We start from the raw sequence: 23,706 nt of genomic DNA on the forward strand, positions 1-23,706 counted from the left end.
TATATACATTTATTCATTTTTTCACTCTTGCAAAATTTCATCATTTATTCCATCTTAAGTTACAACTAAAAAAACCGCGAAGGATAAGCATAATATGACAAACGTAGCCCATGTAATTCAAAAAAAACAGAATTCATCGATTTACACCATTGCTCCAGATGCATCAGTTACTGAAGCAGTCACGCTGATGGCAAACAAAGACATTGGTGCACTGGTTGTCACCGAAGGTAATCAAGTCGTTGGTATTTTGTCAGAGCGCGACTGTGCCCGAAAAATTATCATGCGTGATTTATCCGCAGATAGTACACAAGTTTGTGAGCTCATGACCTCAGCCGTCATTAGTGTGCGGTTAAATAATACCGTTGAAGAATGCTTAAAGTTAATGACTGATCGACATTTACGACACTTACCAGTCTTGGAAAATGACTTACTGGTTGGTCTTGTGGCAATTGGCGATTTAGTCAAGGCAACTATTGAAGATCAACATGATTTGATTCAACAGCTAAAGCACTATATTTCGAACTAAATCAATTTTAAATGTAATTATTCCTTACATTTTATATGGATTTTATTGTTGATAAAATGATCGATTTATTCCATTTTAGTCAGACTAGAACAACGAAAAATCTAGGAAAATCATGACTAATATTAAATATGTGATACAAAATAAAATTGATCCTTCTGTTCATACAATTTCACCAGATGCTTCTATCCATGAAGCAATTTCTTTAATGACAAACAAAGATATAGGGGCTTTGATTGTCACTCAAGAACAGCGTGTCATTGGAATTTTATCAGAGCGGGATTGTGCACGTAAAATGCTCAAGCATCAGTTTCTCACCGAAGACACTCAAGTCCGTGAGTTAATGACTGCTGAGGTGATTACCATTCAGCTAGAGCATACTGTCAAGGACAGTCTGAAATTAATGACCGATCATCATTTACGGCATTTACCAGTTCTAGAGCAAGAGCAGCTTGTAGGAATGGTTGCAGTCGGAGATTTGGTGAAAGCCATTATTGAAGATCAGCATGATCTGATTCAACAATTGGAGAATTATATTGAAAATTTTGGCGACTTAGCTGATGCGACCATCAAGGATCAGCAAAATTTAATTCAGCAATTACAATCCTATGATCGACAATAACTTCACCACTGTTCATCTTTAATTAAAAGAGCTACCAAAAGGTAGCTCTTTTATTTTATATAGAACTTATAAACCTAGCTTCTGAGCAACATAATCAGCGTCTTTATCGCCGCGACCAGACAGGTTCACGACAATTTTAGTTTCTTTTGGCAAATGCGGTGCTTCGCGCAGTGCCCATGCAACTGCATGTGAGCTTTCTAGCGCAGGAACAATACCTTCTACACGAGATAAGATCATAAATGCATCCAGACACTCCTGATCGGTTGCTGTGGTATATTCCACCCGACCCAAATCCTTTAAGAAACTGTGCTGTGGTCCTACTCCAGGATAATCCAAGCCTGATGCAATAGAGTGTACAGGCAGTGGCTGCCCCTGTTCATCTTCAAGGACATAACATGCCATACCATGAATTTGACTCGGTTTGCCCAATGTTAGAGTTGCAGAATGTTGTGTCGTATCCAGACCATAACCCGCAGGTTCAACACCCACTAACTTGACACTATCTTCATTTAAAAATGCGGTGAATGCACCGATTGCGTTCGACCCGCCACCAACACAAGCAACCACATAATCTGGGAGTTGCTGAAATTGTGCCTGACTTTGTTGTTTAATTTCATCGCCAATAATGGCCTGAAAGTCACGCACCATTTTTGGAAATGGATGAGGTCCAACCACTGAACCAATCGCATAGATGTAGTTTTCAGGATCTTTCAAATATTCTTCAAAGGCACTATCAACTGCATCTTTTAAAGTTGCTGTTCCACGGGTTACAGAAATTAGCGTTGCCCCTAAAATTTTCATTTTGACGACATTAGGGTGTTCTTTTTCAATATCCACCTGCCCCATATGAATTTCACACGGAATGCCCACCAAAGCGCAGGCTGTCGCAAGCGCAACACCATGTTGCCCTGCACCTGTTTCTGCAATCACTTTGGTTTTGCCCATGTATTTAGCAAGTAAGGCTTCACCTAAGCAGTGGTTGATTTTGTGCGCACCCGTATGGTTTAAATCTTCGCGTTTTAAATAAATTTGTGCACCGCCGAGTTGTTCGGATAAACGCTTCGCATAAAACAATGGACTTGGACGACCAACATAATGCTGAAATAAATCATTCAGTTCTTGCTGAAATTCGGCGGTATGGCGAATCTGTTCATATGCAGTATTGATTTCATCCATCGCCACTTTTAAGTGTGGTGGAATAAACTGACCGCCATATTCCCCAAAAAAACCATCTTGAGTTGGTAAAGCAAAACCTTGTAATTGCTGCATTATATTATCCCACTTCATTTATTGTTAACGTGATAAATACTTAGTCATTTCCTCAATGCCTTTTAAGGTCATTGGGTACATCTGCTGTTCAAAAATCTGCTGAATCAGGCCAATAGTTTTGGTATATGTCCAATAACGCTGGTCTTCTGGATTCAACCATGCCGTTTTCTGAAAATGTTGTCGGACGCGTTGTAGCCAGATTTGCCCCGACTCATCGTTCATATACTCAACTGAACCACCGACACTCTGTAACTCATAGGGTGCCATACTGGCATCACCAACGAAAATTACCCGATAGTCTGAGCTATAAGTATGGAGTAAATCCCAAGTGGATAATCGAGTTGTATTACGACGAGTATTGTCTTTCCAGACATAGTCATACAGACAGTTATGAAAATAAAAATAATCCAGATGCTTAAACTCATTTTTTGCGGCACTGAACAAAGCTTCACACTGCTGAACATAGCCATCCATAGATCCGCCGACATCAAACAGCATGAGGACTTTTACACCATTACGGCGTTCTGGAACAAGCTGTACATCTAAAATGCCTTGTTTGGCTGTTGCCTGAATAGTGGCGTGAATATCGAGTTCTTGTGCCACACCTTGACGAGCAAAACGGCGTAAATAACGCAGTGCCAGTTGCATCTGACGTGAACTCAACACTTGTTCATCATCTAGGTTTTTATATTGACGCTGCTCCCAAACCTTGACTGCCGAACGTTTACGGCTCGGCCCACCAATTCGGATTCCTTCTGGATGATCACCATAAGCACCAAACGGTGATGTTCCGCCTGTGCCAATCATTTTATTACCACCCTGATGCTTCTTCTGCTGCTCGTGCAACCGCTGTTCAAGCTGTTGCAATAACTCGGCTAAAGAATTGGCTTTTTGCAGTTCTGCTCTCTGCTGTTCAGTCAGGTTTTTTTCAATAAGTTCTAGATCAAACCATGCTTTAGGTAAGTGTTGCAGTTGATTTAAAATTTCTTCTTGAGTTAGGCGCTCAACCCCGTCCATATAAGCTTTAAATGCACGATCAAATTTATCGAAATAACGCTCGTCTTTTACCATGAGCATACGTACAAGCCAATAAAATTGCTCAAGATCAGCAAATACCAAATTTTTTGCGATTGCCTGATTTAAATCGAGTAATTCTTGGGTGGTAACAGGAACGCCGTATTTTCTTAAAGAATAAAATAGACGTATAAACATAAGTGTTGTCCGTTAACGCCGCGACATTTGAGCAAGACGTTCGAGCAATTGTAAATCTTGCTCATTTTTTATCAGTGCGCCATACAGAGGCGGCAAGGCTGATTGTTGTTGTAGCGCCTGCTCAGGCAAATCATCCGCTAAAATAAGCGCTAACCAGTCAATCAATTCAGAAGTTGATGGTGCTTTTTTTAAGTTCGGAATATCTCTAAGTTTATAAAAGACCTGTAACGCCTGACTGAGCAAATTCTGCGAGATCTGTGGAAAATGTACCGCAACAATTTTCCGCATTATAGCTTCATCTGGAAACTCAATATAATGAAAAAAACAGCGACGCAAGAAAGCAGTCGGCAATTCTTTTTCATTGTTTGAGGTAATAATCACGATGGGGCGTTGCTTGGCATGAATGGTCTGATTGGTTTCATAGACATAAAATGACATTTTGTCTAATTCATGCAGCAAATCATTTGGAAACTCAATATCTGCTTTATCAATTTCATCAATCAACAAGACACAGCGTTCAGTGCTGGTAAAAGCCTCCCATAATTTGCCAGGCTTAATATAATGCTGGATATCATAAACGCGGCTATCACCAAGTTGACTATCGCGTAAGCGCGACACCGCATCATATTCATATAGCCCTTGTTGAGCTTTAGTGGTCGACTTGATATGCCATGTAATCAGCTTCAAACCCAAACTCGCAGCGACTTGCTCTGCAAGTAAAGTTTTCCCTGTTCCCGGCTCACCTTTAACCAATAATGGTTTTTCCAAAGTACAGGCAGCATTCACTGCGAGTTTGAGTCCATCTGCCGCAATATACTGTGATGTCCCTTGAAACTGCGCTGTCACTTTGGCAACCATAAAGCCTTCCTTTTGCTAAAATGGAGCAGTATTTTTGGTTTGCTGAGATTTATTTTGTAAAAATTTTAACCAGAAGAAACCCACCACACTGCCTAAACCAATCACAAATAAAATTGTAGCTAGATTTACCCACATCAAATTATGATCATGCGTAAAGATACCAAACATGAGTCCAAATACAGCAGGAGCAATTGCAGCATTACTCCCATCTGAAATGCTCGGCGTCACCATAAATGCAAACACAATCCACGTCGACATTGCACAAAATTTTGGATACGGCCTAGTCATTAAATACCACAGCAGCAACACAAGAATTGCACCTGCAACATACACACTCACTGCAATAATATTTTCAGGAATCACTGTGAGAAATGTCATCGTTTGATGCACGATGCTTGTATCCATCGTTAAGCGCCTCGCAATCCTTCAGGTTCGACTGCATTTGGATTAATGAGGCCTTCTGGTGGAACCTGAATAAAGAAACCCTTGGTTTGTAAAGAGTCAATCACATGCAATACATTGGCACGCGCCAACTTGCGTGTTTCAGTTAACTCAAGATGCATAACAAATGTTGCGCGCCCAAAAGCAACGCTTAACATTTCTGGAACATTCGCAAATGGATCTTCATGCGCCTGCTCTGCATTTTGACGTGCAACATACAAATACATTTCATCTTTTTTGCTAGAGCGATAAATATCACAATGCACAACCATAACCACGGCACTCTTATAATACAGAAATAACAATATCGAAAATAACCGAATCTAGCATCATTATTGACGCTAGAGTCATGAATATTCTATAGGATTTTTTGAGTTATTGGCGAACTTTCATCTGCTCAGCCAGATTTTCCTGATCTTGCTGCAAGATTTCGAGCAATGGCTGGGTGAGTAATTCATAGCGCCACCCCATGAGGTAACTGGACAATTTCTGTGTTGTTTGCGGCATAACAATATATTGATAGAGCTCATTGAGCCACTTCTTACGCATAAGTACCGCATGTGGGATACTGGTCTGTTCAACCACCCCACCAATCATACGATCGATCTGCTCTGCTACTGGCTTGGAAATATGTTTGACTGGTCGTGGAATGCTGGCAGGCCAAAGCTCTTTCTCTGGTAAATATTTCAATAAGTCCAGAATAAGCTTACCGTACTCACGGATAACATTTGGACGAATATGCTTAATGTGCGAGAGCTGAAAATGGTTACGTGGATTTTTTTCAACCAAATCAATCATGCTCGAATTTTTTAACAAAAAGCTCCGTGGGATATTTAAGCTTTTTGCAAATTGTTCTCGCCAGATACTCAACTGCTGTAATTGCATCAGTTGGCGACGTGAGTGGCGATAATTTCCAATATCGGTATATAACAACTCTATTGGCGTTTGCTGTGCAATTTCTTCAGTCAAGTGTTGACAATCTTCTAACACAAACTCAAGCAAACCTTTCTCTTGGAGTTGCGACTTTAATCGTTGTGCCAGATGATTCAGATAAATAACATCGTTGGCAGCATAACAGAGCTGTTTATCTGACAATGGGCGAGCCAGCCAGTCTGAACGCGTCTGATCTTTTTCAATATCAATGTCGATCATTTGCTTCAACGCATTTTGATAACTGACCTGTAAACCATGCCCTAAAAATGACATCGCAACCTGTGTATCAAATACATTATTTAACTGGCGAACTTGAGCATAATGATAAATTAAATCAATGTCTTCACCACAGGCATGGAAAATATTTTGCTGGGCTGTTGCCAATTTTTTCCAGAACTCAGTCAAATCTAAATTTACACCGTCTAGCAAATAAGTTTGCTCAGAAACATTGATCTGGAATACACCTAATTTTGGCCGCAGCGTATCAACCTTGATAAATTCACTATCGAGTGCGTAAATGGCACTTTGGTCCATGGCAGCTAAGACCATCTCGAGTTCGGGTTGATGCTGAATAAAATGATACATGTTCTTGCAAAATGCGTGATGCATTACCTCAAAGGTGAGAAAAATAACGCTAAACCGTTTTACATATTAACCGATGAATCAGAAACCTGTCGATTGCGATAATTGTCAACAATTTAAAAAAACCACTCCTATTGTTATATTTTTGACCAAGCAATAAAAGTCATTTTATTGTTTTTATAATCTGCATATTTTAAACAATTTTAATTTAAAACTAAAAAACCACTCAAATGATAGGTTTTTGAATGGCAAACTGGATTATTTCAATTGCATACGATGATGCAAGGCTTGGCTTAACGTATGACTATCAACATACTCAAGCTCTCCACCTTGTGGCACACCTTGAGCAATTCGCGTCATGCTGACAGGTAAAGTCTTACACGCTTCCAAAATATAATGTGCTGTTGCCTGACCTTCGATCGTTGCATTGGTTGCCAGAATCACTTCCTGAATCTGCCCCTGTTTTAAGCGTTGAACCAATGCGGGAATACCAATTTCTTCAGGTCCAATACCATCTAACGGCGACAAATGCCCACCAAGTACATAATATTTCCCATGAAATCCAGCGCTTTGCTCAATTGCCATAACATCGGCAGGAGATTCAACCACACACAGCACCGTGTCATCTCGACGTGGTGATGCACATATCTCGCAAATTTCATCCTCACTCAGCGAATGACACACATGACAGCTTTGAATATAAGATGCCGCTTCATGCAAAGCATGGGCAAGTTGAAAAGCACCTTCACGGTTTTTCATCACCAGATGCAGCGCCATACGCTGGGCCGACTTTGGCCCAACGCTTGGCAAGGTGCGCAATGCTTGAACAAGCTGTTCAAAACGGGGACTAAACACCAAATAATCCCTTAGAACAAACCAGATAAACCAGGTGGCAAACCTGTGCCAGCATTTGCAGCTTTCATTTTTTCTTCTGAAATTGCTTCAGCCTGACGTGATGCATCGTTCATTGCGGCTGCAATCAAGTCTTCAACCATGTCTGCTTCGTCTTGTAGCAACTCTGGGTTAATTTCAATACGTTTTACCACATGACGGCAAGTCATAGTGACTTTTACAAGACCACCACCCGCTTCAGCATGCACTTCAGTTTGTGCCAACTCTTCTTTGGCTTTTTTAATATTGCTTTCCATGTCTTTTTGCATGCGCTGGGCTTGCTGCATCAGCATATTAATATTCATCAGATTGACTCCAAAATTAAATCAGATCGAGACCACGAGAAAGGTCGGCAATAATATCATGAATATCTTCCAAACCAACCGATACACGAATAAGACCTTCACGAATTCCTGCAGCAGCTTTAGCCGCATCGGATAATTTACCATGTGTCGTGGTCGCCGGGTGAGTAATGGTTGATTTTACATCACCCAAGTTACCGGTAATTGAAATAAACTGGGTACTATCAATTACTTTCCAAGCTGCTTCACGACCACCTTTCACTTCAAAAGATACAATGCCACCAAAGCCGGATTGCTGTTTTGCCGCCAATTCATGTCCTACATGTTCAGGTAAGCCTGCATAGTAAACTTTCTCAACTTTATCATGCTGATTGAGCCACTCAGCCAGTTTTTGTGCACTTTGACAGTGTGCATTCATACGCAAACGCAAAGTTTCCAAGCCTTTCAAGAATACCCATGCATTAAATGGGCTCATAGACGGGCCAAGGGTACGCACCACACCAAACACTTCTTCAAGTAATTGATGTTTACCGACCACTGCACCGCCTAAAGCACGCCCCTGACCATCGATATATTTGGTTGCAGAGTAAATCACAAGGTCTGCACCAAACTTGACTGGTTGCTGTAAAGCAGGCGTACAGAAGCTGTTATCAATTGCCAACAACGCACAATGTGCATGTGCCAGATCAGAAAGTGCCTGAATATCCGCAATTTCAGCCAATGGATTTGATGGAGATTCAACAAAGAAGAGTTTGGTTTCTGGACGAATCGCATCTTGCCAAGCTTGTAAATTGGTCAAATCTACAAAATCAACTGCAACGCCAAATTTACCAATATATTTTTCAAACAGGCTGACGGTAGAACCAAACACAGCACGCGAACAAATCACATGATCGCCGGCTTTTAAGTATGCCATCGCAATTGCCAAGATCGCACCCATACCCGAACCTGTTGCCACTGCACGTTCTGCACCATCTAAGGCTGCCAGACGTTTTTCAAACATGGCAACTGTCGGGTTAGTGAAACGTGAATAGATATTGCCTGGCTCTTTGCCTGAGAATTTTGCTGCAGCTTCAGCAGCGTTGGCATAGACAAAAGATGAAGTCAGGAAAATCGGTTCACTATGTTCACCCTCGAAACTGCGAGTGTGCCCTGTACGGATGGCTAAAGTATCTAATTGATATTGGGAATCGTCGTGCTGGCTCATGAGCTCTACTCTTTATATAACGCTATGCATAGAATCAAAACTGCCAACATTTTGAGCGCCTTATAGCCAATCGGTCAAGGTAAAATATTTCATGATTACGCTACCGCTATGCATTTTTTGAGCAATTATTGTTTTCACAGCCAAGTTTCAAGCTCACAAATTTGCTATTTGCATCGATTTTCAGCAATCGTTTAAATTTATAAGGCCATTTTACATTGCCGATCTTATCAAAATTGGTTATATCAATAGCAGAAGATTGCCATTTCAGTATGTAGTGATTTTGGCATAGTGATTGCTTTAAAGCTCCCAATCCATATTATCAAGGACTTATCATGACCATCTCATCTGTTGCATTCCTCGGTTTAGGTGCTATGGGCTACCGTATGGCAGCACATTTACCGAAACACTTTGAGCAAGTTCTGGTTTGGAACCGCACAGAAGAAAAAGCCAAACAACATGCTCAAACATATGCAACACAAGCAGTTTCTTTAGAACAAGCAGTACAAGCCGATATTATTTTTTCTTGCTTGCCGACCAGCCAAGACGTTGAAAACCTGATTAACAGTGTCAAAATTAAATCAGGTGCTATTTGGATCGATTGTACCAGTGGTGTTCCTGCGAGCGCACAACAACTCGCAGCACAGCTTAAACAGCATGGTGTTGACTACCTTGATGCACCTGTGAGCGGACAAACAGTTGGAGCTGAAAATGCGACATTAACTGTTATGGTAGGTGGCGATGCAGCAGCCTTTGAACGTGCTTTACCTGCCATGCAAGCGGTTGGAAAACTGATTAAACATGTTGGCGAATCAGGTGCAGGTTTTGCAGTAAAAGCGGTCAACAATATGCTCATGGCAGTACATTTATGTGCAGCTTGTGAGGGTGCAACCACATTAAAAGCGCACGGCGTAAACCTGACAGAAGCATTTGAATGCATCAATGCGTCAAGTGGGCAAAGCACCGTGACTAGCAATATCGTACCCAACCGTATCTTTAACCGTAGTTTCCCACTGACTTTTGCTTTGCCACTTCTGGCAAAAGATACAGGCATCGCGGTTGATCTGGTACGTGAAGCCAAACTTGCTGCACCTGTGATTGGTTTGTCACAAAGCCTGATTCAAGCTGCCAATGCTTTAGCTGAAGAAAACAGTGACTTTTCTACTGTGGCAAAAATGTACGAATCATGGAGCAAGATTACAATTGAGTAATCTTTAAACATTGCAATTTGGTGCAACTGTATCCATATTAAACCTTGTGTATAAACACATATCGTTACAAATGAAGGAACAGCTCATGAAGAAGTTTTCAGTTGCGCTTATTGCGATGTTGGCAGGATTGTTCAGCATTAATGCGCTTGCAGCCTCTGAGCAGGAATGTCAAAAACTCAAAGATGACTATAATCTGATTTATGCGTCAAAAGGTTATTGTTTTAGCGATCCTGAAGCCAAAGCAAAATATGGTAACGACAACTGTCATACCACCAAACCAAAATTTTCTGAAAAAGAGCAACAAAAACTTGACCAGATCAAAGCTCGTCAGAAAGAATTAAGCTGTAAATAATTCAGCACTTTAAGGAAATACGTTATGGCATATAATGACCAAAATATTTTTGCAAAAATTTTACGTGGCGAAATCCCAGCAATTAAAGTCTATGAAGATGACCGCGTACTTGCATTTATGGACATTATGCCGCAAGCCGATGGCCATACTTTGGTTATACCAAAAGCTCAGGCAGAAACTTTACTGGACTTGCCTGCAGAAGATGCAGCCTACACCATTCAAATTGTGCAAAAAATAGCACGTGCCATTGAAACTGCACTGAGTGCAAAAGGCATTGTGCTGATGCAACTTTCGGGCGAAGCCGCAGGACAAACTGTACCCCATGTGCATTTTCATCTGATTCCAAGTTCAGTACATAAGCTAGGGCGACACGCTGCAGAAATGGGCGATCAGGAGAAAATCAAAGGCTTTGCAGAAAAAATTAAAGCTGCACTAGCATAAAAACATAAAAAAAGGAGCAATTGCTCCTTTTTTCTTATTTAATTTAAAAATAGTTTGATAAAAAACAATAATTAACTAATTAAACCTTCATCACGCATTGCGATTTGCACAGACTGGCGCACAGCTACTTTGTTACGTAACTCAATAATGTGCTTATATGAGTCAAGCTCATGCTTAATTAACGGTGACCAGTTGGTCAGCACAAACAAATAAGCGTCAGCAGGACCAAAATTATCGCCAACCAAGTATTCAGTATCCGAGTTGGCAATCGCCTGATCAATATAATCTAGCAATCGGTCTATTTCCTGATAGGCTCTAGATTTTTCTTCATCTGTCAGTGGTTTACCAAAAAATACAGCATACGCATCATGCAATTCTGAATTTAAGAAACCCAACCATTCCAACACTTTAGCACGTCCCAAACCTGAGGGTGGAATCAAGTCCTGATGTGGATCATGCTGTGCCAAGAAAGGTAAAATCGCAACCATTTCAGTTAAAATCAAGCCTGGGTTAATTTCTAAAGCTGGCACATAGCCTTTTGGGTTAATTTGATAATAATCACTCCCTTTTTCTGTGGTATGGGTTTTTAAGTTGACTTTTTCCAAGTCAAAATCAACATTAATTTCATTTAATATAATATGGGCTGCAAGTGAGCAAGCCCCTGGCGAATAATACAGCTTCATAGCTTGTCTCTCGTCCTTTTTCTGTGTTTTTTACTCTGACTTTATTGTTTTAAAACGCCACGATACAACTTGCAAGTGCTGAATCACGAAAATTGCAAAAAAGTACATTACTTGCAAAAAAACAATAAAACTTATTTTCTGTTGTCTAAAGCTATAGCATCATCGTGTGGATGAGAGATTTTTTATTTGACTTGCTTAAATCGCGACTTAAAATATCGGTTTTTTAATCCATTGAATTCCATTCTTATGAGTAACGAGCAACTTGAACCACAAATTGTTGAGTTAGACAATTTGCACGAGCACCGTGAAATTGTGACATTTATGCGTCGCTCATCCCCGCTAAATACTTCACAACGTACCGCGCTGGAACAACATCGTGACTTTATTTTGGAATATCCAGTCGGTGATTTACGTCAGCATTTTTCACATCCTGAACGTCCATTGACTGTTGAAATTGGTTTTGGAATGGGGCGTTCTCTCGTACTCATGGCACAAGCCAACCCTGAACGCAACTATGTCGGGATTGAAGTACATATTCCTGGTATTGCCCAATGTGTTTATGAAGCAGGTGAAGTAGGTTTAGACAATCTCAAAGTGCTAGATGCCGATGCGATTCAGGTTTTGCGTGAAATGCCAGATGCCAGTATTAACTGTGTACAATTGTATTTCCCAGATCCATGGCAGAAAAAACGTCATTTCAAACGCCGTTTTGTGGTCGATGAACGCATGGCTCTAGTAGAACAAAAACTGGAACTTGGCGGTACATTCCATGCCGCAACAGACTGGGAACCATACGCAGAATGGATGCTTGATGTCTTAGACAATCGGGAAAACCTAGAAAATCTGGCAGGCAAAGGCAACAGCTACCCTCGCCCAGAATGGCGCCCTCTGACCAAGTTTGAACGTCGTGGTTTAGAGTCAGGTCACAAGATTAATGACTTTATTTTTAAAAAAATTAAATAATTGATTTTTAGCATAATGCCAAGCTAATTTGGCATTATGCTTTCCCAAAGAAAGCCAACCATAACTTTAACAATTCAATTAATTACATACATCAAGGCTTCATCAAATCCATAGCACTGGACAGTTTCACAGTTAAACAGGAAATGCCATCACACCACGATATTGCAGCATTTGCCAAAAGCCTGTAACTCGAGCGAACCCTGCACGGTGCAATAGCTGAATATTCTGTTCAGGACTCAATAAATGAAAATCTTGCTGTAATCGCTGACGCATTTTCTGACTTTGCTCAGGTGTTAAACCTGTTTGCTCACACACCTGTTGCAGCATGGCAAGGTCACTCTCCTGCTCAGGTTGAGTCAAATCAACATTGAGCAATATACCCTCTGGCTTTAAATGCCGATAAATAGACTGGAAAAAATCCTGTTTTTTCGATGGTTCAATAAAATGAGCAACCAGTATGCTTAAAACGGCATCGTACTGCGCGGTTGAATCCAAACAGTTTAAATCCCCTTCAACCCACTCAATTTGCGTCACCCCTGCCAAACGCCGCTGCGCTGTTTCGAGCATAGCGGCAGACAAGTCTAATGCCGTCAATTGCCAGTCAGGATGCTGTTGACTCAAATAAGCCAGCTCATAACCTGTGCCGCAGCCCACCACCAAAACTCGTGCAGACTCTGGCAAATAGTGTTGTAAAATTGCCGCGATCTGCTGATGGATCAGCTCATAACCCGGTATGAGCTTGACGATGTGTTGATCATAACTGGCAACCACTTGCGGGCTATGAAAATTTTTTGCCATTTTATCCTCTTGATTTTGTTATTTTTCATCATCCTAAATCATGGGCATCAATATAAAGGAATCTGGGATACTACTCTAGCTTATTGACCTAGAAGTTCATTATCAGAAAAACGTCAAAGTCTCTGAATTATTTTATGTTGCCGTATGTCTGCGCTGAATTGCATGACTCAATTGTTGATAAATCTCTGCTAAATCAGCACGTTGTTGATACTGCAAGATATCTTGATGCATCTTCAAAATCTGTTGATCTTGACGTACGGCTGGCCCTGTTTGTACATCTTTCGGATTAAACTGCGTGGCTTTTTGTGCAGTTTCTAAAATTAAAGGATAGAGCAAACTAAAATCGACTGCGGCCCCATCCACCACCTGTTTAGCCATGTCATAACAATAATTGCTGAAGTTACAGGCAAATACCGCAGCCAAATGCAAGCTCAAGCGCTGTGCGGATGAATATACATACACCCGCTGACTTAACTGCTGTGCTAAATCTTGCAACAAGACCAAATCTTGCGGCTGAGTGGTTTCGAGTAGTAAAGGTACATTTTTCCAATCTACTGATTTTTCAAAACTAAATGTTTGTAATGGATACAGCACCCCACAGCGTACATGATGCTGTTGTAAAACTTGAAGGTCCGTACTACCTGAAGTATGCAACACCAATATATTCGATAAATGCTTGGATAGCTGCTGAGCAACTTGCGCAATTGCCTGATCTTTTACCGCGATAATTAGCAACTCAATCTGGTGATCTAATTGCTGTAACTGATCTACTGCACAAGCATGAACCTGTATCGCAAGCTGCTGAGCATGCGTCAAATTTGGGCTATAGACTTGCTGAATCTGATGTCCCGATTGTTGTAAGGCCATTGCCAAATGAGTAGCGACACGCCCAGAACCAATAAAACTTATTTTCATAATGATTTTCTCAAGCACTCCACAATAAAAAAGCGCCAAATATGGCGCTTTTCAGATCGGCAGCAGATTATGCTTCTGGTGCTGAGCTGTATTGTTCAACCAAAGGCTGTAATTCGCCTTTTTGGAACATATCGAGCATGATGTCGCTACCGCCGATTAACTCGCCATTGATCCAAAGCTGTGGAAATGTTGGCCAGTTTGCAATTTTTGGTAAAGTTGCACGAATATCTGGATTTTCCAAGATATTCACATAAGCAAATGGACGACCAATCTGACTGAGTGCTTCTACTGCACGTGCAGAAAAACCACATTGTGGGAATTGTGGTGTGCCTTTCATATATAGAAGTACAGCATGTTTAGCAATTTGATCACGAATTAACGCTTCAGTATCGCGTGCTTGTTCAGTCATAGATAAATCCTCAACTATTCTAGGCGGTATTATACCTAAAACTTAGGAATAAGGTGGGTATGTCGAGAATTTTTCTGTTTTTCTCTTATTATGACTTTCCATCTGTGGCAGATTTTGTTTATATAAACCTTTTTTAATCTAAAACCAATACGAGATTATCATGAGTAATATTACCCTTGCTCCGGTACAAACTGATCAGCCTTCTCATCTAATGGCAACTTATGGTCGCCAACCGATCAGTTTTGTGCGAGGACAAGGTTCGTATTTATATACTGAAGATGGTACAGCTTACCTCGATGCGCTAACAGGGATCGCGGTTTGTGGTTTGGGACATGCTCACCCTGTAATCGCACAAGCTATTGCAGAACAGGCTCAAACCCTTGTTCATACCAGCAACCTGTTTGAGATTCCTTGGCAAACTGCCGCAGCACAAAAATTGGCAGAAGTGTCTGGTATGGAAGAAATCTTCTTTTCCAACAGTGGTGCAGAATCCAATGAGGGTGCAATTAAAATTGCACGTAAATATGGACACCAGCAAGGTATCCAGTCACCGAAAATTATTGTCGCTGAACATTCATTCCACGGCCGTACTTTGGCAACCCTTTCAGCAACAGGCAATGCCAAAGTGCAAGAAGGCTTTGCTCCTTTAGTGGAAGGTTTCTTACGCGTTCCATTTGGCGATATTGAAGCGATCCAAGAACTGGCTTTAGCACATCCTGATATTGTGGCAATACTGGTTGAGCCAATTCAAGGTGAAGGTGGCGTCAATACTGCTCCTCAAGGATTTAGTTATCTAGAAGAAATTCGTCAGATCTGTAACCAACACCAATGGCTGATGATGCTTGATGAAGTACAGACAGGTAATGGTCGTACAGGTAAATTCTTTGCTTATCAACACACCAACATTATTCCTGATGTATTAACCACGGCGAAGGGCTTAGGAAATGGTTTCCCGATCGGTGCTGTAATGGCTCAAGGTCGTGCTGTAGGTGTGTTACAAGCAGGTAACCACGGTTCAACTTATGGTGGTACAGCTTTGGGTTCGCGTGTGGTATATACCGTGCTTGATCTACTTCAAAAAGAAAATATTGTTGAGAATGCTGGAAAAATTGGTCAATACATTGTTGATCAGTTACGTAGCCAACTTAGCGGGTTAAATGTGACTGTGCGTGGTTTTGGTATGATGATCGGGATCGAATTACCAAAAGCCTGTGGCACATTGGTCAATACTGCTCGTGAACAAAAGCAATTAATCATTAATGTGACTGCGGGCAACGTTGTACGTTTATTGCCAGCGCTGAACATGACGCAAGAACAGGCAGATGACCTGATTCAACGTCTTGTACCACTGATTAAAGACTTCTTGCACAACTAATCTGTCTCATCACAGATTACCCCTTTGTTATATTTATTCCATAGGAAAAATCCAGCAAAGAAGCATAGTCACTAATTCAAAACCGAGTTAAGTCATTAACTCGGTTTTTTTATATTGGGTTGAGTGTAAGCAGATTTACGCTCACATTTAGTCAGTAAAGTGATCTATTAGGATTGTTCAGTAATCAGTTCAACGCTGTAGGCTTAGAAACTCATATTTACAGAAGATCTTAAAAAAAAATGGAATTTAAAAAAAGATTGCAAAGGCTAGAAAACTGATTAAGAAATCAATAGAGATTTAGAATCAATGCCTGTCATAAGCCCATTTTATTTTTTCACTTTACTAAAGTAAAAATGATAAAAAACCCAACAGTAAGCAACTACATTTATCTTTAAAAATACAAACGCCCAATGAAAATTCATCAGGCGTTTGTTTAAAACAACATATCATTCTATTTCAGAATAAGACTCTTTTTTAATTCTTAGAAATCAAAAAAATCGACATTACCTGTTTGTAGTGAATACTCAGCACCCACAACAATCATTTTACCTTTAGCAATCAGACTTTCTAATACTGCTGAGCCATGACGTAACTGATTGACTGATGCAAAGACGTTTGAACGTACTGCATGTTCTGAAAGTTTGCAAAGATCGTGTTTAAGTTCAGTCTGCATTAAAATTTCAACCGATGGACGCACACGATTGACAATTGACATCAAGTTGCTTGATGGTGGACTCTCAGGATTCATCAAAGTATCGATGGTTGCCTGAATAGCGCCACAGTGACTATGACCTAAAACGACCACAACAGCACAATCATAGCGTTCTGCTGCAAATTCCACACTTCCCACTTGAGAAGGCGCAACAATATTACCTGCAACACGAATTACGAATAGATCACCCAAGCCCTGATCAAATACAATTTCAGCAGGAACTCGAGAATCCGAACAACCCAAAATAATTGCAAACGGATTTTGGTCTGTTGTGAGTAATTCACGGTGTTCTTGTGAAACGAGGTCAGGAATTGAGGATTTCCCATTTACAAAACGCTCGTTACCTTGTTTTAAACGCTCTAGGGCTTCTTGTGCCGTTAACATGTTATTTCCCATTCGCTTTAAATTGAAAAATCAACAACATTCTAAAACTGCATAACACGCTTGTCACTGACTAAAACATCCTCTTTGTAGAACTTATTGGTCTGAATTTCGTAATTCAAAGCACTTTTTTCCCAAGTTTTTTTAATTTGCATAAAATCTATCTCTAGCATCTATTTTTTTAGACAAGGTATACTGAAAGCTTTCCATGTTGATTTTGATTGTCTATGACTGCCACTGCTGCACATCCTCGTATAGAGCAATTAATTGAATCTCATCTCGATTTTTTAGAGCAGGAATTCTCTCAACCTAAAAATCTGCATGATGAAGTTCAGGCGTTTTTTCATTGGTTTACAGAACAAAACTTGCAGGATTTGTGGAACTTTCAAAGTCTGTTTAATTTGCTGGAACAACAAGTCTTAAAAAACCAGTTAAGCGCATTTTTTGTTGAACAATGTGTTGAACATATTCGTTTTGCATTGGTACACGACCTCAATGATCATACAAAAATTGCAGATATCTTCGATGTCATGACCATTGACAAAATTGCTCAATATGTTGCAAGCAAAACTGAACATCGTCACAAATTAATTCATCGGGTTGTGAATCATCCTGCTTTTTCTGCCATGATTTCCCAACTGATTCAGCAAGCTTTAGAAGATTATTTCGAACATAGTATGGGCAAGCGTGTGCCAACTGTTGGGCGTTTTATGAAAATGGGCAAATCAGTGTTTGAAAGTGTCACAGACTCACGCTTTGAACAGACAGTGGCACATTATTTACAAAAAAATATCGTAAAATTGAGCCAACTGAGCGAACAAGTGCTGAATCAGCATTTTGACAATGACAAGCTCTATCATTTTCAGGCGAATCTGTGGCACAAAATCAAAGCCTCACCACTCAGCGTGTTTAAAAATTATATCGTCCTAGAAGACTTGCCACATACCGTTGGGCTTGCACATGAGGTTTGGAATCATCTGCGTCAAACGGACTATTTAAAACAGCAGCTACATGATGGTTTATATACGTGGTATGTGCGCAATCAGGAGCGTAACTTCCGACAATTACTACGTGATTTAAATATAGATGAAGGCTTACTCATGCAGCAGTTACAGCCATTATTTGCATCTATTATGCAACAAGCAATTAGCTCAGGCTTTTTAAGACAACGCGCACGTGGTTTTTTAGAACGCTTTTATTATGCTGAAACAACACGGCAAATTTTGGCCTTCGACAACAATCAAGAATAGGGTCTGATTAAACCTGAACTTTCTTTCGTTTAAGCTAAGATTGCCAAACCGTATCACTCTAGTGCTACTGCTTGTCTCTGTGTGACAACTGGCAATTTAATCATCGATAGATCGGGCTGTAGCAGCAGCCCCTCATGCAAATAAATATAGCCAAAAGCTTACTCAGCATTTTAGCTGTAGTGTATAAGTTAGATTTTTAAGGTCAGTTATTTTTTCAGATCATAAAAAAACCTCCATTATTTATGGAGGTTTTGGCTTTACGGCAAACGCTTTCGTTATTATTTAAAATAAGCGCCTTCAGCCTGACTATGGTCAGTTTGGTCAACCACACGTTGCAGCTCAGGAATATGTTCGCGCAAAGTCGTTTCGACACCTTGCTTCAAGGTCACATCGATTGCTGAACACCCCTGACAACCACCACCAAATTTTAGTACTGCAGTTAAACCATTCTCAGCGTCATCTTGGACTTCAACCAATGAGCAGCTACCGCCATGCCCTGCAAGACCTGGATTAATTTCAGCTTGCAACACATAGATGATACGCTCTTCAATCGAAGCATCTGGACCAACACGCGGCACTTTCGAGTTTGGTGCACGGAAAGTCAGCTGACCACCAAAGCGATCTTTGTTATAGTCGATTACAGCATCACGCAAATACGGAATCGATGGACGATCAACAAAGGCAGGAAAATCTGGATAATCTTGTTTATAGTCTGTTGGAATTACTTCATCTGGTGCACTATAAGCCATGCAGCATTCAGCACGCGGCGTTCCTGCGTTTTCTACAAAAACACGAACACCAATGCCTGGAGTATTTTGTTTTTCCAATAAATCACTTAAATACTCTTGTGCAGAGGGAGTAATCAATAAATTTGGAATTTCCTCTGCGTCTGTCACTTTAATGCTGATGTTCTCAGTCGACATAACGTTTTTCCTCAATATGAAGATTGTATTTTAACTGAAGATATGGGGGAATTGAGAAAAATCAACTAAAATTGTCGGAATTCTTTTATACCCGCATATAGCCTCTATGAAACCAGATCGGAATTAAGCGAAAACTCTTATGTTACCTTTACCTTTTAACCACACCATTACCTTAATTATTATCACTGTTGCGATCTCGTTGTTGGCGTTTTCCAAGCAACAGGTCATGAACCGACTAATTTTTTGGCCACCTGCTGTTCAACAAGGTCAATATGATCGTTTCTTTGCACATGGCTTTGTTCATGCTGATGGTACTCATTTGCTGTTTAACATGATTACCCTGTTTTTCTTCGGTAGTGTCATTGAACAGTTTTACCGCCAATACTTAGACAATATGGGTTTTGTGCTATTTTATTTTGGTGCATTAATTTTTAGCATCTTGCCAAGTTATCTAAAACATAAGAATGATTATCAATGGGCAAGTTTAGGGGCTTCAGGTGCCGTTTCTGCTGTACTGTTTTCTTATATTCTGTTTAAACCCTGGAGTCTAATTCTGGTATTTTTCATTCCCATGCCAGCCATTGTTTTTGCAATTTTATATGTAGGCTACAGCATTTGGTCAAGTAAACGTCAAGGGAGCCACATTAATCACAGCGCACATCTCTGGGGAGCACTCTATGGTGTTGTTGTCACGATTGTAGTTAACCCGGCAGTGATTGGTTACTTCTTTAATCAAATTCAGCATGTGCCATTCTTCTAATAAAAAGCTACATTTTTTAGCAAATTTGATCATTTATGTTATGCCTTTTGCTGTATTGGGATACATAATGAATCATGATCGCAGTAAATGAAAATAAGGAAGATCAATGTCTGCTCCTGAAGGATTACAATTTCCAATTGACCCAGAAACCCATCGTGCCAGTACCTCGCACACAGGCAAACAGATTATTTCTGAAGCACTGGCTTTAGTTGACAACAAATTGTCCCAGCAAGTGCTCAAGGAAAAAAACTGGCGCAAGCGTTATCCACATTATTTTAAGGCAATGGTATATCAAGGTATTTTATATCAGGATAACCCTTTCAAGATTGCCAGTCAGGGCTTGCATAAGGCACATCAATTATTTGAATTTTACCGCAACAATCAACACCACTCGCTTAAAGACTTTATGCGAGTACCACACATTCAGAATTTACACAGCATTACAATCAAAGGAAAAGGTCAGCACACGCCAGAGTGGTATGTTCCCTATCATGGTCAGGAACTTAGAGGACAAGCCTTACTTGATCAGATTACGACTTGGGAACAGCAAGGCATTATTGAACCTAGCCATGCGGATGCCTTACGTGAAGTTCATGCACATCCAGAATGGCTCGATTTGTCAAACTATCACATGGTGCTGTTTGGAGCAGGTTCAGAAGCAGGCCCTCTGACTTGGCTTTGCAAATGGAAAGCCAATATTGTGGCGATTGATCTGCCTAATGAAAAAGTTTGGTCGCGTATTTTAAATAAAATAGAACAAGGCAATGCAACACTGATTGCACCCAGTCAGGAACCTCTTGCAAATGACTATTCGATCAGTGAGTTAAGCCATAAACTGGGTGCGAATTTGCTGACCCAGACACCTGAAATTGCAGGTTGGCTAGCTCAAATGCCTCAGCGCCTACATATGGCAGCAATCGCTTATTTGGACGGTGAAAAACATGTCCGCGTTGCGATGGCAATGGATGCGATCATGCAATATGTCAGTGAGCAAAAACCCGACTCCAGCCTGATGTTTATGTGCACACCTACTGACGTCTATGCGGTTCCTAAACATGTGGTTGAGAATTGCAAACAAAAATCCAGAGAGCGCTCTACGATTGAGAAATTGCTTGCCAAAGGTGTTTCGCAGCTGAGTATCCGTCATTTCCTGAAACCGCATTCTCGTGAACTCTACCATTCTAATAATGGTAAAGATTATGCGATTGCTGATTGTTTGGTTATTGAACAAGGCCCTAACTACGCTCTTGCTAAACGAATTCAGCAGTGGCGAGCAATTATGGCACGGGAGCAAGGCCAGCATGTCTGTATCAATATCGCACCATCGACCACCACACACTCTGTGACTAAAAACCCATTACTTAGAGCTGCATTTAATGGTGCACATTTATTTAATGTAGAGGCTTTCCAACCAGAAACTACCAATGCGCTCATGGCAGCGATGTGGATTCATGACCTACGCAATCCGAAAGCCCTTGCTAACCCAAACAATCAGTTGGATCATCCACTGGAATTGCTCATGAATGGTGCCAATCATGGAGGTATGTGGAACGCAGCTTATCTGGTTCGAAGTGCATTACCATTCGCCGCAATTTATGGGTTAGTGGCCGATAAATTCCCATTAAATAAAAAATAAGTTGTTGTTTTTGGCTGTTCAACCGAATCATTAAAGAACAAGACATAAAAAAAGCTTTGCCGAGGCAAAGCTTTTTTTATATGAATCTGTTTTTGGATATTAATTAGACGAAGCGTAAAAACAACCAGTATAAACCACCAGATAAACAGATCGTTGCAGGTAAAGTCAGTACCCAAGCTGAAATAATATTACGGATAGTGATCCACTGTAAGCCAGATTTATTGGCAACCATCGTTCCTGCTACAGCACTATTTAAAACATGTGTAGTTGATACAGGTAAACCAAAACTGTCTGCTGCTGCAATCGTACTCATCGCAACCAGTTCGGCCGACATACCTTGAGCATAGGTCATATGGTTTTTACCAATACGCTCACCCACTGTTATCACAATGCGCTTCCAGCCAACCATAGTCCCCAAGCCCAACGCTAGAGCAACTGCCACTTTCACCCATGTTGGAATGTATTGCAAGAAACCATCTAAACTTTTTTGATAAGCTTTCACGGTTTTTTGCTGTGCTGCATCCCACTTTGGTAAGGCTTCAGCTTTATCCAAAGTTTTCAAAGCACTGGTACTTAAATACATTTCATTGCGAATTTGGCTGACTTGCTGCTCAGGAATATCTTTTAATGATTTGTATTGTGACAACTCTTGCCCTAAATGATGCGTTGTACTTGCCAAAGCTGGTAATACATCAGGTGTAACCTTTTTATTTTGAATGTACTGGGTCAAAATAATGCGGGCTTTACCATCTTCAATATGAGCATAATCTGTGGAAATCGCAGGCGCTGTTTGCTGAGATAACGAGATAAACTGGCTAACCTGATTATTGTCCAGATTTTTGTTAAGTGAATATGCTAACGGCACTAACCCAACCAAAATCAGCATAATCAAGCCCATACCTTTTTGACCATCATTCGAGCCATGCGCAAAACTTACACCTGTACAGGTGAAAATCAATAAAGCACGGACAATCGGTGGAGGTGGTGTATGACCATTTGGTGCATCAAACAGGCTTAGCTGACGTTTAAAAACAAACTTCACCAAGACAAAAACAATCGCTGCAAATGCAAAACCGATCAATGGTGAAAATAACAAAGCCTTCCCAACTTTGAGAAGCTGTGTCATGTCAATGCCGCTGGTTCCTGTAGAGGCATTCAACAAATGATTCATTAACCCCACACCAAGAATGGAGCCAATCAGGGAATGTGAACTTGAAGCAGGAACTCCCAGAAACCACGTACCCAGGTTCCAGATAATTGCAGCAATCAGCAAAGCAAACACCATGGCAAAACCTGCACCACTGTTGACATTGACAATCAACTCAACGGGTAACAAGGCAATAATACCGTAGGCAACCGCACCACTTGCTAGCATCACACCAAGGAAGTTACAAAATCCTGACCACATCACTGCAACGGGTGCAGGTAATGCATTGGTATAGATGACTGTCGCGACAGCATTGGCGGTATCGTGGAAACCATTGACAAATTCAAACCCCAATGCAATGAGCAAAGCGGTTGAAAGTAAAATTACTGAATATAAATTTAATGGCGGAACATGTGCCAGATCAGCACTGACTTGAAAACCGATGTAAATTAAGGTCGAAATAATGACCGTTAACAATACAGGCACAAAAAACTTAGGAGTTGGTGCATGTACATTTTTTGATTTCGTTGAATCAAATTGTACTGACTTTGGCGCAGAGGGAATATTCGAATTCATGCAGTCATGTAAAGAGGATCAAAAAGTCCCCTTATTCTTCATTTAAATTATGACAATTATATGACATTCCCTTTCACAGAAAAATCAATTTTTAATTTTTTAGCATATTTTGAACGAGTTGATAAAAATCTGATCTATTTTAATTCAATTACACCTTATCTTTGCACCAACACATCATTTGACTTCTGACTAAATTGCCATACAAATATTGCAAATTAATGAAATTTTTAGCTTGTATGAATTTTTTTGGAAAAAAATAAGCTATCTGCAACCCAGTTAACGCTTTTTTGCACAGCATAAAAGTGTAATCAATAAAGCTTATAAGAAACCGATATGA

25 protein-coding genes and 1 pseudogene are annotated in these 23,706 nt (G+C 40.5%); 10 read left to right on the top strand and 16 right to left on the bottom strand.

The window, feature by feature from the left end:
• Positions 1–94: 94 nt before the first annotated feature.
• Positions 95–526 carry a CBS domain-containing protein gene (locus tag F975_RS10610; RefSeq protein ID WP_004753122.1) on the top strand — a complete coding sequence of 144 codons (432 nt, stop codon included), beginning with the start codon at positions 95–97 and terminating at the stop codon, positions 524–526.
• 112 nt (positions 527–638) lie between these two features.
• A pseudogene (locus F975_RS10615) lies at positions 639–1,061 on the top strand (CBS domain-containing protein); the annotation flags it as partial.
• A gap of 150 nt (positions 1,062–1,211) precedes the next feature.
• On the opposite strand, the gene trpB reads toward F975_RS10615, so the two are convergent.
• The 9 genes from trpB to F975_RS10660 form a co-directional block, all read right to left on the bottom strand.
• Positions 1,212–2,414 (bottom strand): tryptophan synthase subunit beta, encoded by a 1,203-nt coding sequence (trpB, locus tag F975_RS10620; protein WP_004753127.1) that lies wholly within the window; start codon positions 2,412–2,414, stop codon positions 1,212–1,214.
• Between the two features lie 24 nt (positions 2,415–2,438).
• Positions 2,439–3,626, bottom strand: coding sequence for a vWA domain-containing protein (locus tag F975_RS10625; RefSeq protein ID WP_004753129.1), 1,188 nt, complete (start codon positions 3,624–3,626; stop codon positions 2,439–2,441).
• A 12-nt stretch (positions 3,627–3,638) separates the two neighbouring features.
• On the bottom strand, positions 3,639–4,484 hold the full coding sequence (locus tag F975_RS10630; RefSeq protein WP_004753130.1) for an AAA family ATPase: 846 nt from the start codon (positions 4,482–4,484) through the stop codon (positions 3,639–3,641).
• 15 nt (positions 4,485–4,499) lie between these two features.
• A complete protein-coding gene (locus F975_RS10635; protein WP_004753132.1) occupies positions 4,500–4,889 on the bottom strand; it encodes a hypothetical protein in 390 nt (129 codons plus the stop codon).
• Positions 4,890–4,891: 2 nt separating this feature from the next.
• On the bottom strand, positions 4,892–5,191 hold the full coding sequence (locus F975_RS10640) for a YcgL domain-containing protein (protein ID WP_034426319.1): 300 nt from the start codon (positions 5,189–5,191) through the stop codon (positions 4,892–4,894).
• A 109-nt stretch (positions 5,192–5,300) separates the two neighbouring features.
• Positions 5,301–6,443 (bottom strand): ribonuclease D, encoded by a 1,143-nt coding sequence (locus tag F975_RS10645; protein ID WP_004753137.1) that lies wholly within the window; start codon positions 6,441–6,443, stop codon positions 5,301–5,303.
• A gap of 255 nt (positions 6,444–6,698) precedes the next feature.
• Positions 6,699–7,295 carry a recombination mediator RecR gene (recR, locus tag F975_RS10650; RefSeq protein ID WP_004753139.1) on the bottom strand — a complete coding sequence of 199 codons (597 nt, stop codon included), beginning with the start codon at positions 7,293–7,295 and terminating at the stop codon, positions 6,699–6,701.
• 11 nt (positions 7,296–7,306) lie between these two features.
• The gene (locus F975_RS10655) at positions 7,307–7,639 is read right to left on the bottom strand and encodes a YbaB/EbfC family nucleoid-associated protein (protein ID WP_322782728.1); all 333 of its coding nucleotides are present in this window, start codon (positions 7,637–7,639) and stop codon (positions 7,307–7,309) included.
• Between the two features lie 13 nt (positions 7,640–7,652).
• On the bottom strand, positions 7,653–8,840 hold the full coding sequence (locus F975_RS10660) for an O-succinylhomoserine sulfhydrylase (RefSeq protein ID WP_004753143.1): 1,188 nt from the start codon (positions 8,838–8,840) through the stop codon (positions 7,653–7,655).
• Between the two features lie 332 nt (positions 8,841–9,172).
• Between F975_RS10660 and F975_RS10665 the strand changes: the two genes are divergently transcribed.
• From F975_RS10665 to F975_RS10675, 3 genes are all read left to right on the top strand, one after another.
• The gene (locus F975_RS10665; protein ID WP_004753145.1) at positions 9,173–10,048 is read left to right on the top strand and encodes an NAD(P)-dependent oxidoreductase; all 876 of its coding nucleotides are present in this window, start codon (positions 9,173–9,175) and stop codon (positions 10,046–10,048) included.
• Between the two features lie 85 nt (positions 10,049–10,133).
• The gene (locus tag F975_RS10670) at positions 10,134–10,400 is read left to right on the top strand and encodes a YARHG domain-containing protein (RefSeq protein WP_004753146.1); all 267 of its coding nucleotides are present in this window, start codon (positions 10,134–10,136) and stop codon (positions 10,398–10,400) included.
• A gap of 24 nt (positions 10,401–10,424) precedes the next feature.
• Entirely contained in the window at positions 10,425–10,841 is a 417-nt protein-coding gene (locus F975_RS10675; RefSeq protein ID WP_004753148.1) for an HIT family protein, read from the top strand.
• A 71-nt stretch (positions 10,842–10,912) separates the two neighbouring features.
• On the opposite strand, the gene F975_RS10680 is transcribed toward F975_RS10675, so the two are convergent.
• Entirely contained in the window at positions 10,913–11,524 is a 612-nt protein-coding gene (locus tag F975_RS10680; RefSeq protein WP_004753150.1) for a glutathione S-transferase family protein, read from the bottom strand.
• A gap of 246 nt (positions 11,525–11,770) precedes the next feature.
• Between F975_RS10680 and trmB the strand changes: the two genes are divergently transcribed.
• Positions 11,771–12,487, top strand: coding sequence for a tRNA (guanosine(46)-N7)-methyltransferase TrmB (trmB, locus tag F975_RS10685; RefSeq protein WP_004753153.1), 717 nt, complete (start codon positions 11,771–11,773; stop codon positions 12,485–12,487).
• Between the two features lie 132 nt (positions 12,488–12,619).
• Here trmB and F975_RS10690 read toward each other — a convergent pair whose 3' ends face one another.
• From F975_RS10690 to grxD, 3 genes are all read right to left on the bottom strand, one after another.
• Positions 12,620–13,285: a class I SAM-dependent methyltransferase gene (locus tag F975_RS10690; RefSeq protein WP_004753155.1), complete on the bottom strand. Its 666-nt coding sequence runs from the start codon at positions 13,283–13,285 to the stop codon at positions 12,620–12,622.
• 132 nt (positions 13,286–13,417) lie between these two features.
• The gene (locus tag F975_RS10695; protein ID WP_004753157.1) at positions 13,418–14,200 is read right to left on the bottom strand and encodes a Rossmann-like and DUF2520 domain-containing protein; all 783 of its coding nucleotides are present in this window, start codon (positions 14,198–14,200) and stop codon (positions 13,418–13,420) included.
• A 67-nt stretch (positions 14,201–14,267) separates the two neighbouring features.
• On the bottom strand, positions 14,268–14,609 hold the full coding sequence (gene grxD / locus F975_RS10700; RefSeq protein ID WP_004753159.1) for a Grx4 family monothiol glutaredoxin: 342 nt from the start codon (positions 14,607–14,609) through the stop codon (positions 14,268–14,270).
• A gap of 160 nt (positions 14,610–14,769) precedes the next feature.
• Between grxD and F975_RS10705 the strand changes: the two genes are divergently transcribed.
• Entirely contained in the window at positions 14,770–15,984 is a 1,215-nt protein-coding gene (locus F975_RS10705) for an aspartate aminotransferase family protein (RefSeq protein ID WP_004753162.1), read from the top strand.
• Positions 15,985–16,465: 481 nt separating this feature from the next.
• Here the strand turns inward: F975_RS10705 and F975_RS10710 are convergent, their stop codons facing one another.
• Positions 16,466–17,080 carry a carbonic anhydrase gene (locus F975_RS10710; RefSeq protein WP_004753164.1) on the bottom strand — a complete coding sequence of 205 codons (615 nt, stop codon included), beginning with the start codon at positions 17,078–17,080 and terminating at the stop codon, positions 16,466–16,468.
• 224 nt (positions 17,081–17,304) lie between these two features.
• Here F975_RS10710 and F975_RS10715 point away from each other — a divergent pair, with 224 nt between their 5' ends.
• A complete protein-coding gene (locus F975_RS10715) occupies positions 17,305–18,327 on the top strand; it encodes a hypothetical protein (protein ID WP_004753168.1) in 1,023 nt (340 codons plus the stop codon).
• 278 nt (positions 18,328–18,605) lie between these two features.
• Here the strand turns inward: F975_RS10715 and nfuA are convergent, their stop codons facing one another.
• A complete protein-coding gene (nfuA, locus tag F975_RS10720; RefSeq protein ID WP_004753170.1) occupies positions 18,606–19,250 on the bottom strand; it encodes a Fe-S biogenesis protein NfuA in 645 nt (214 codons plus the stop codon).
• Between the two features lie 139 nt (positions 19,251–19,389).
• Between nfuA and F975_RS10725 the strand changes: the two genes are divergently transcribed.
• Both F975_RS10725 and F975_RS10730 read left to right on the top strand, forming a co-directional pair.
• Complete coding sequence (locus F975_RS10725; protein WP_004753173.1) at positions 19,390–20,010, top strand: rhomboid family intramembrane serine protease; 621 nt, start codon at positions 19,390–19,392, stop codon at positions 20,008–20,010.
• Positions 20,011–20,116: 106 nt separating this feature from the next.
• Positions 20,117–21,646, top strand: a complete 1,530-nt coding sequence (locus tag F975_RS10730; protein WP_004753175.1) for a hypothetical protein — start codon at positions 20,117–20,119, stop codon at positions 21,644–21,646.
• 103 nt (positions 21,647–21,749) lie between these two features.
• On the opposite strand, the gene F975_RS10735 is transcribed toward F975_RS10730, so the two are convergent.
• Entirely contained in the window at positions 21,750–23,369 is a 1,620-nt protein-coding gene (locus tag F975_RS10735) for an inorganic phosphate transporter (protein WP_004753177.1), read from the bottom strand.
• Positions 23,370–23,706 lie beyond the last annotated feature (337 nt).

This window comes from Acinetobacter brisouisimilis (assembly GCF_000368265.1).
Classification (GTDB): domain Bacteria; phylum Pseudomonadota; class Gammaproteobacteria; order Pseudomonadales; family Moraxellaceae; genus Acinetobacter.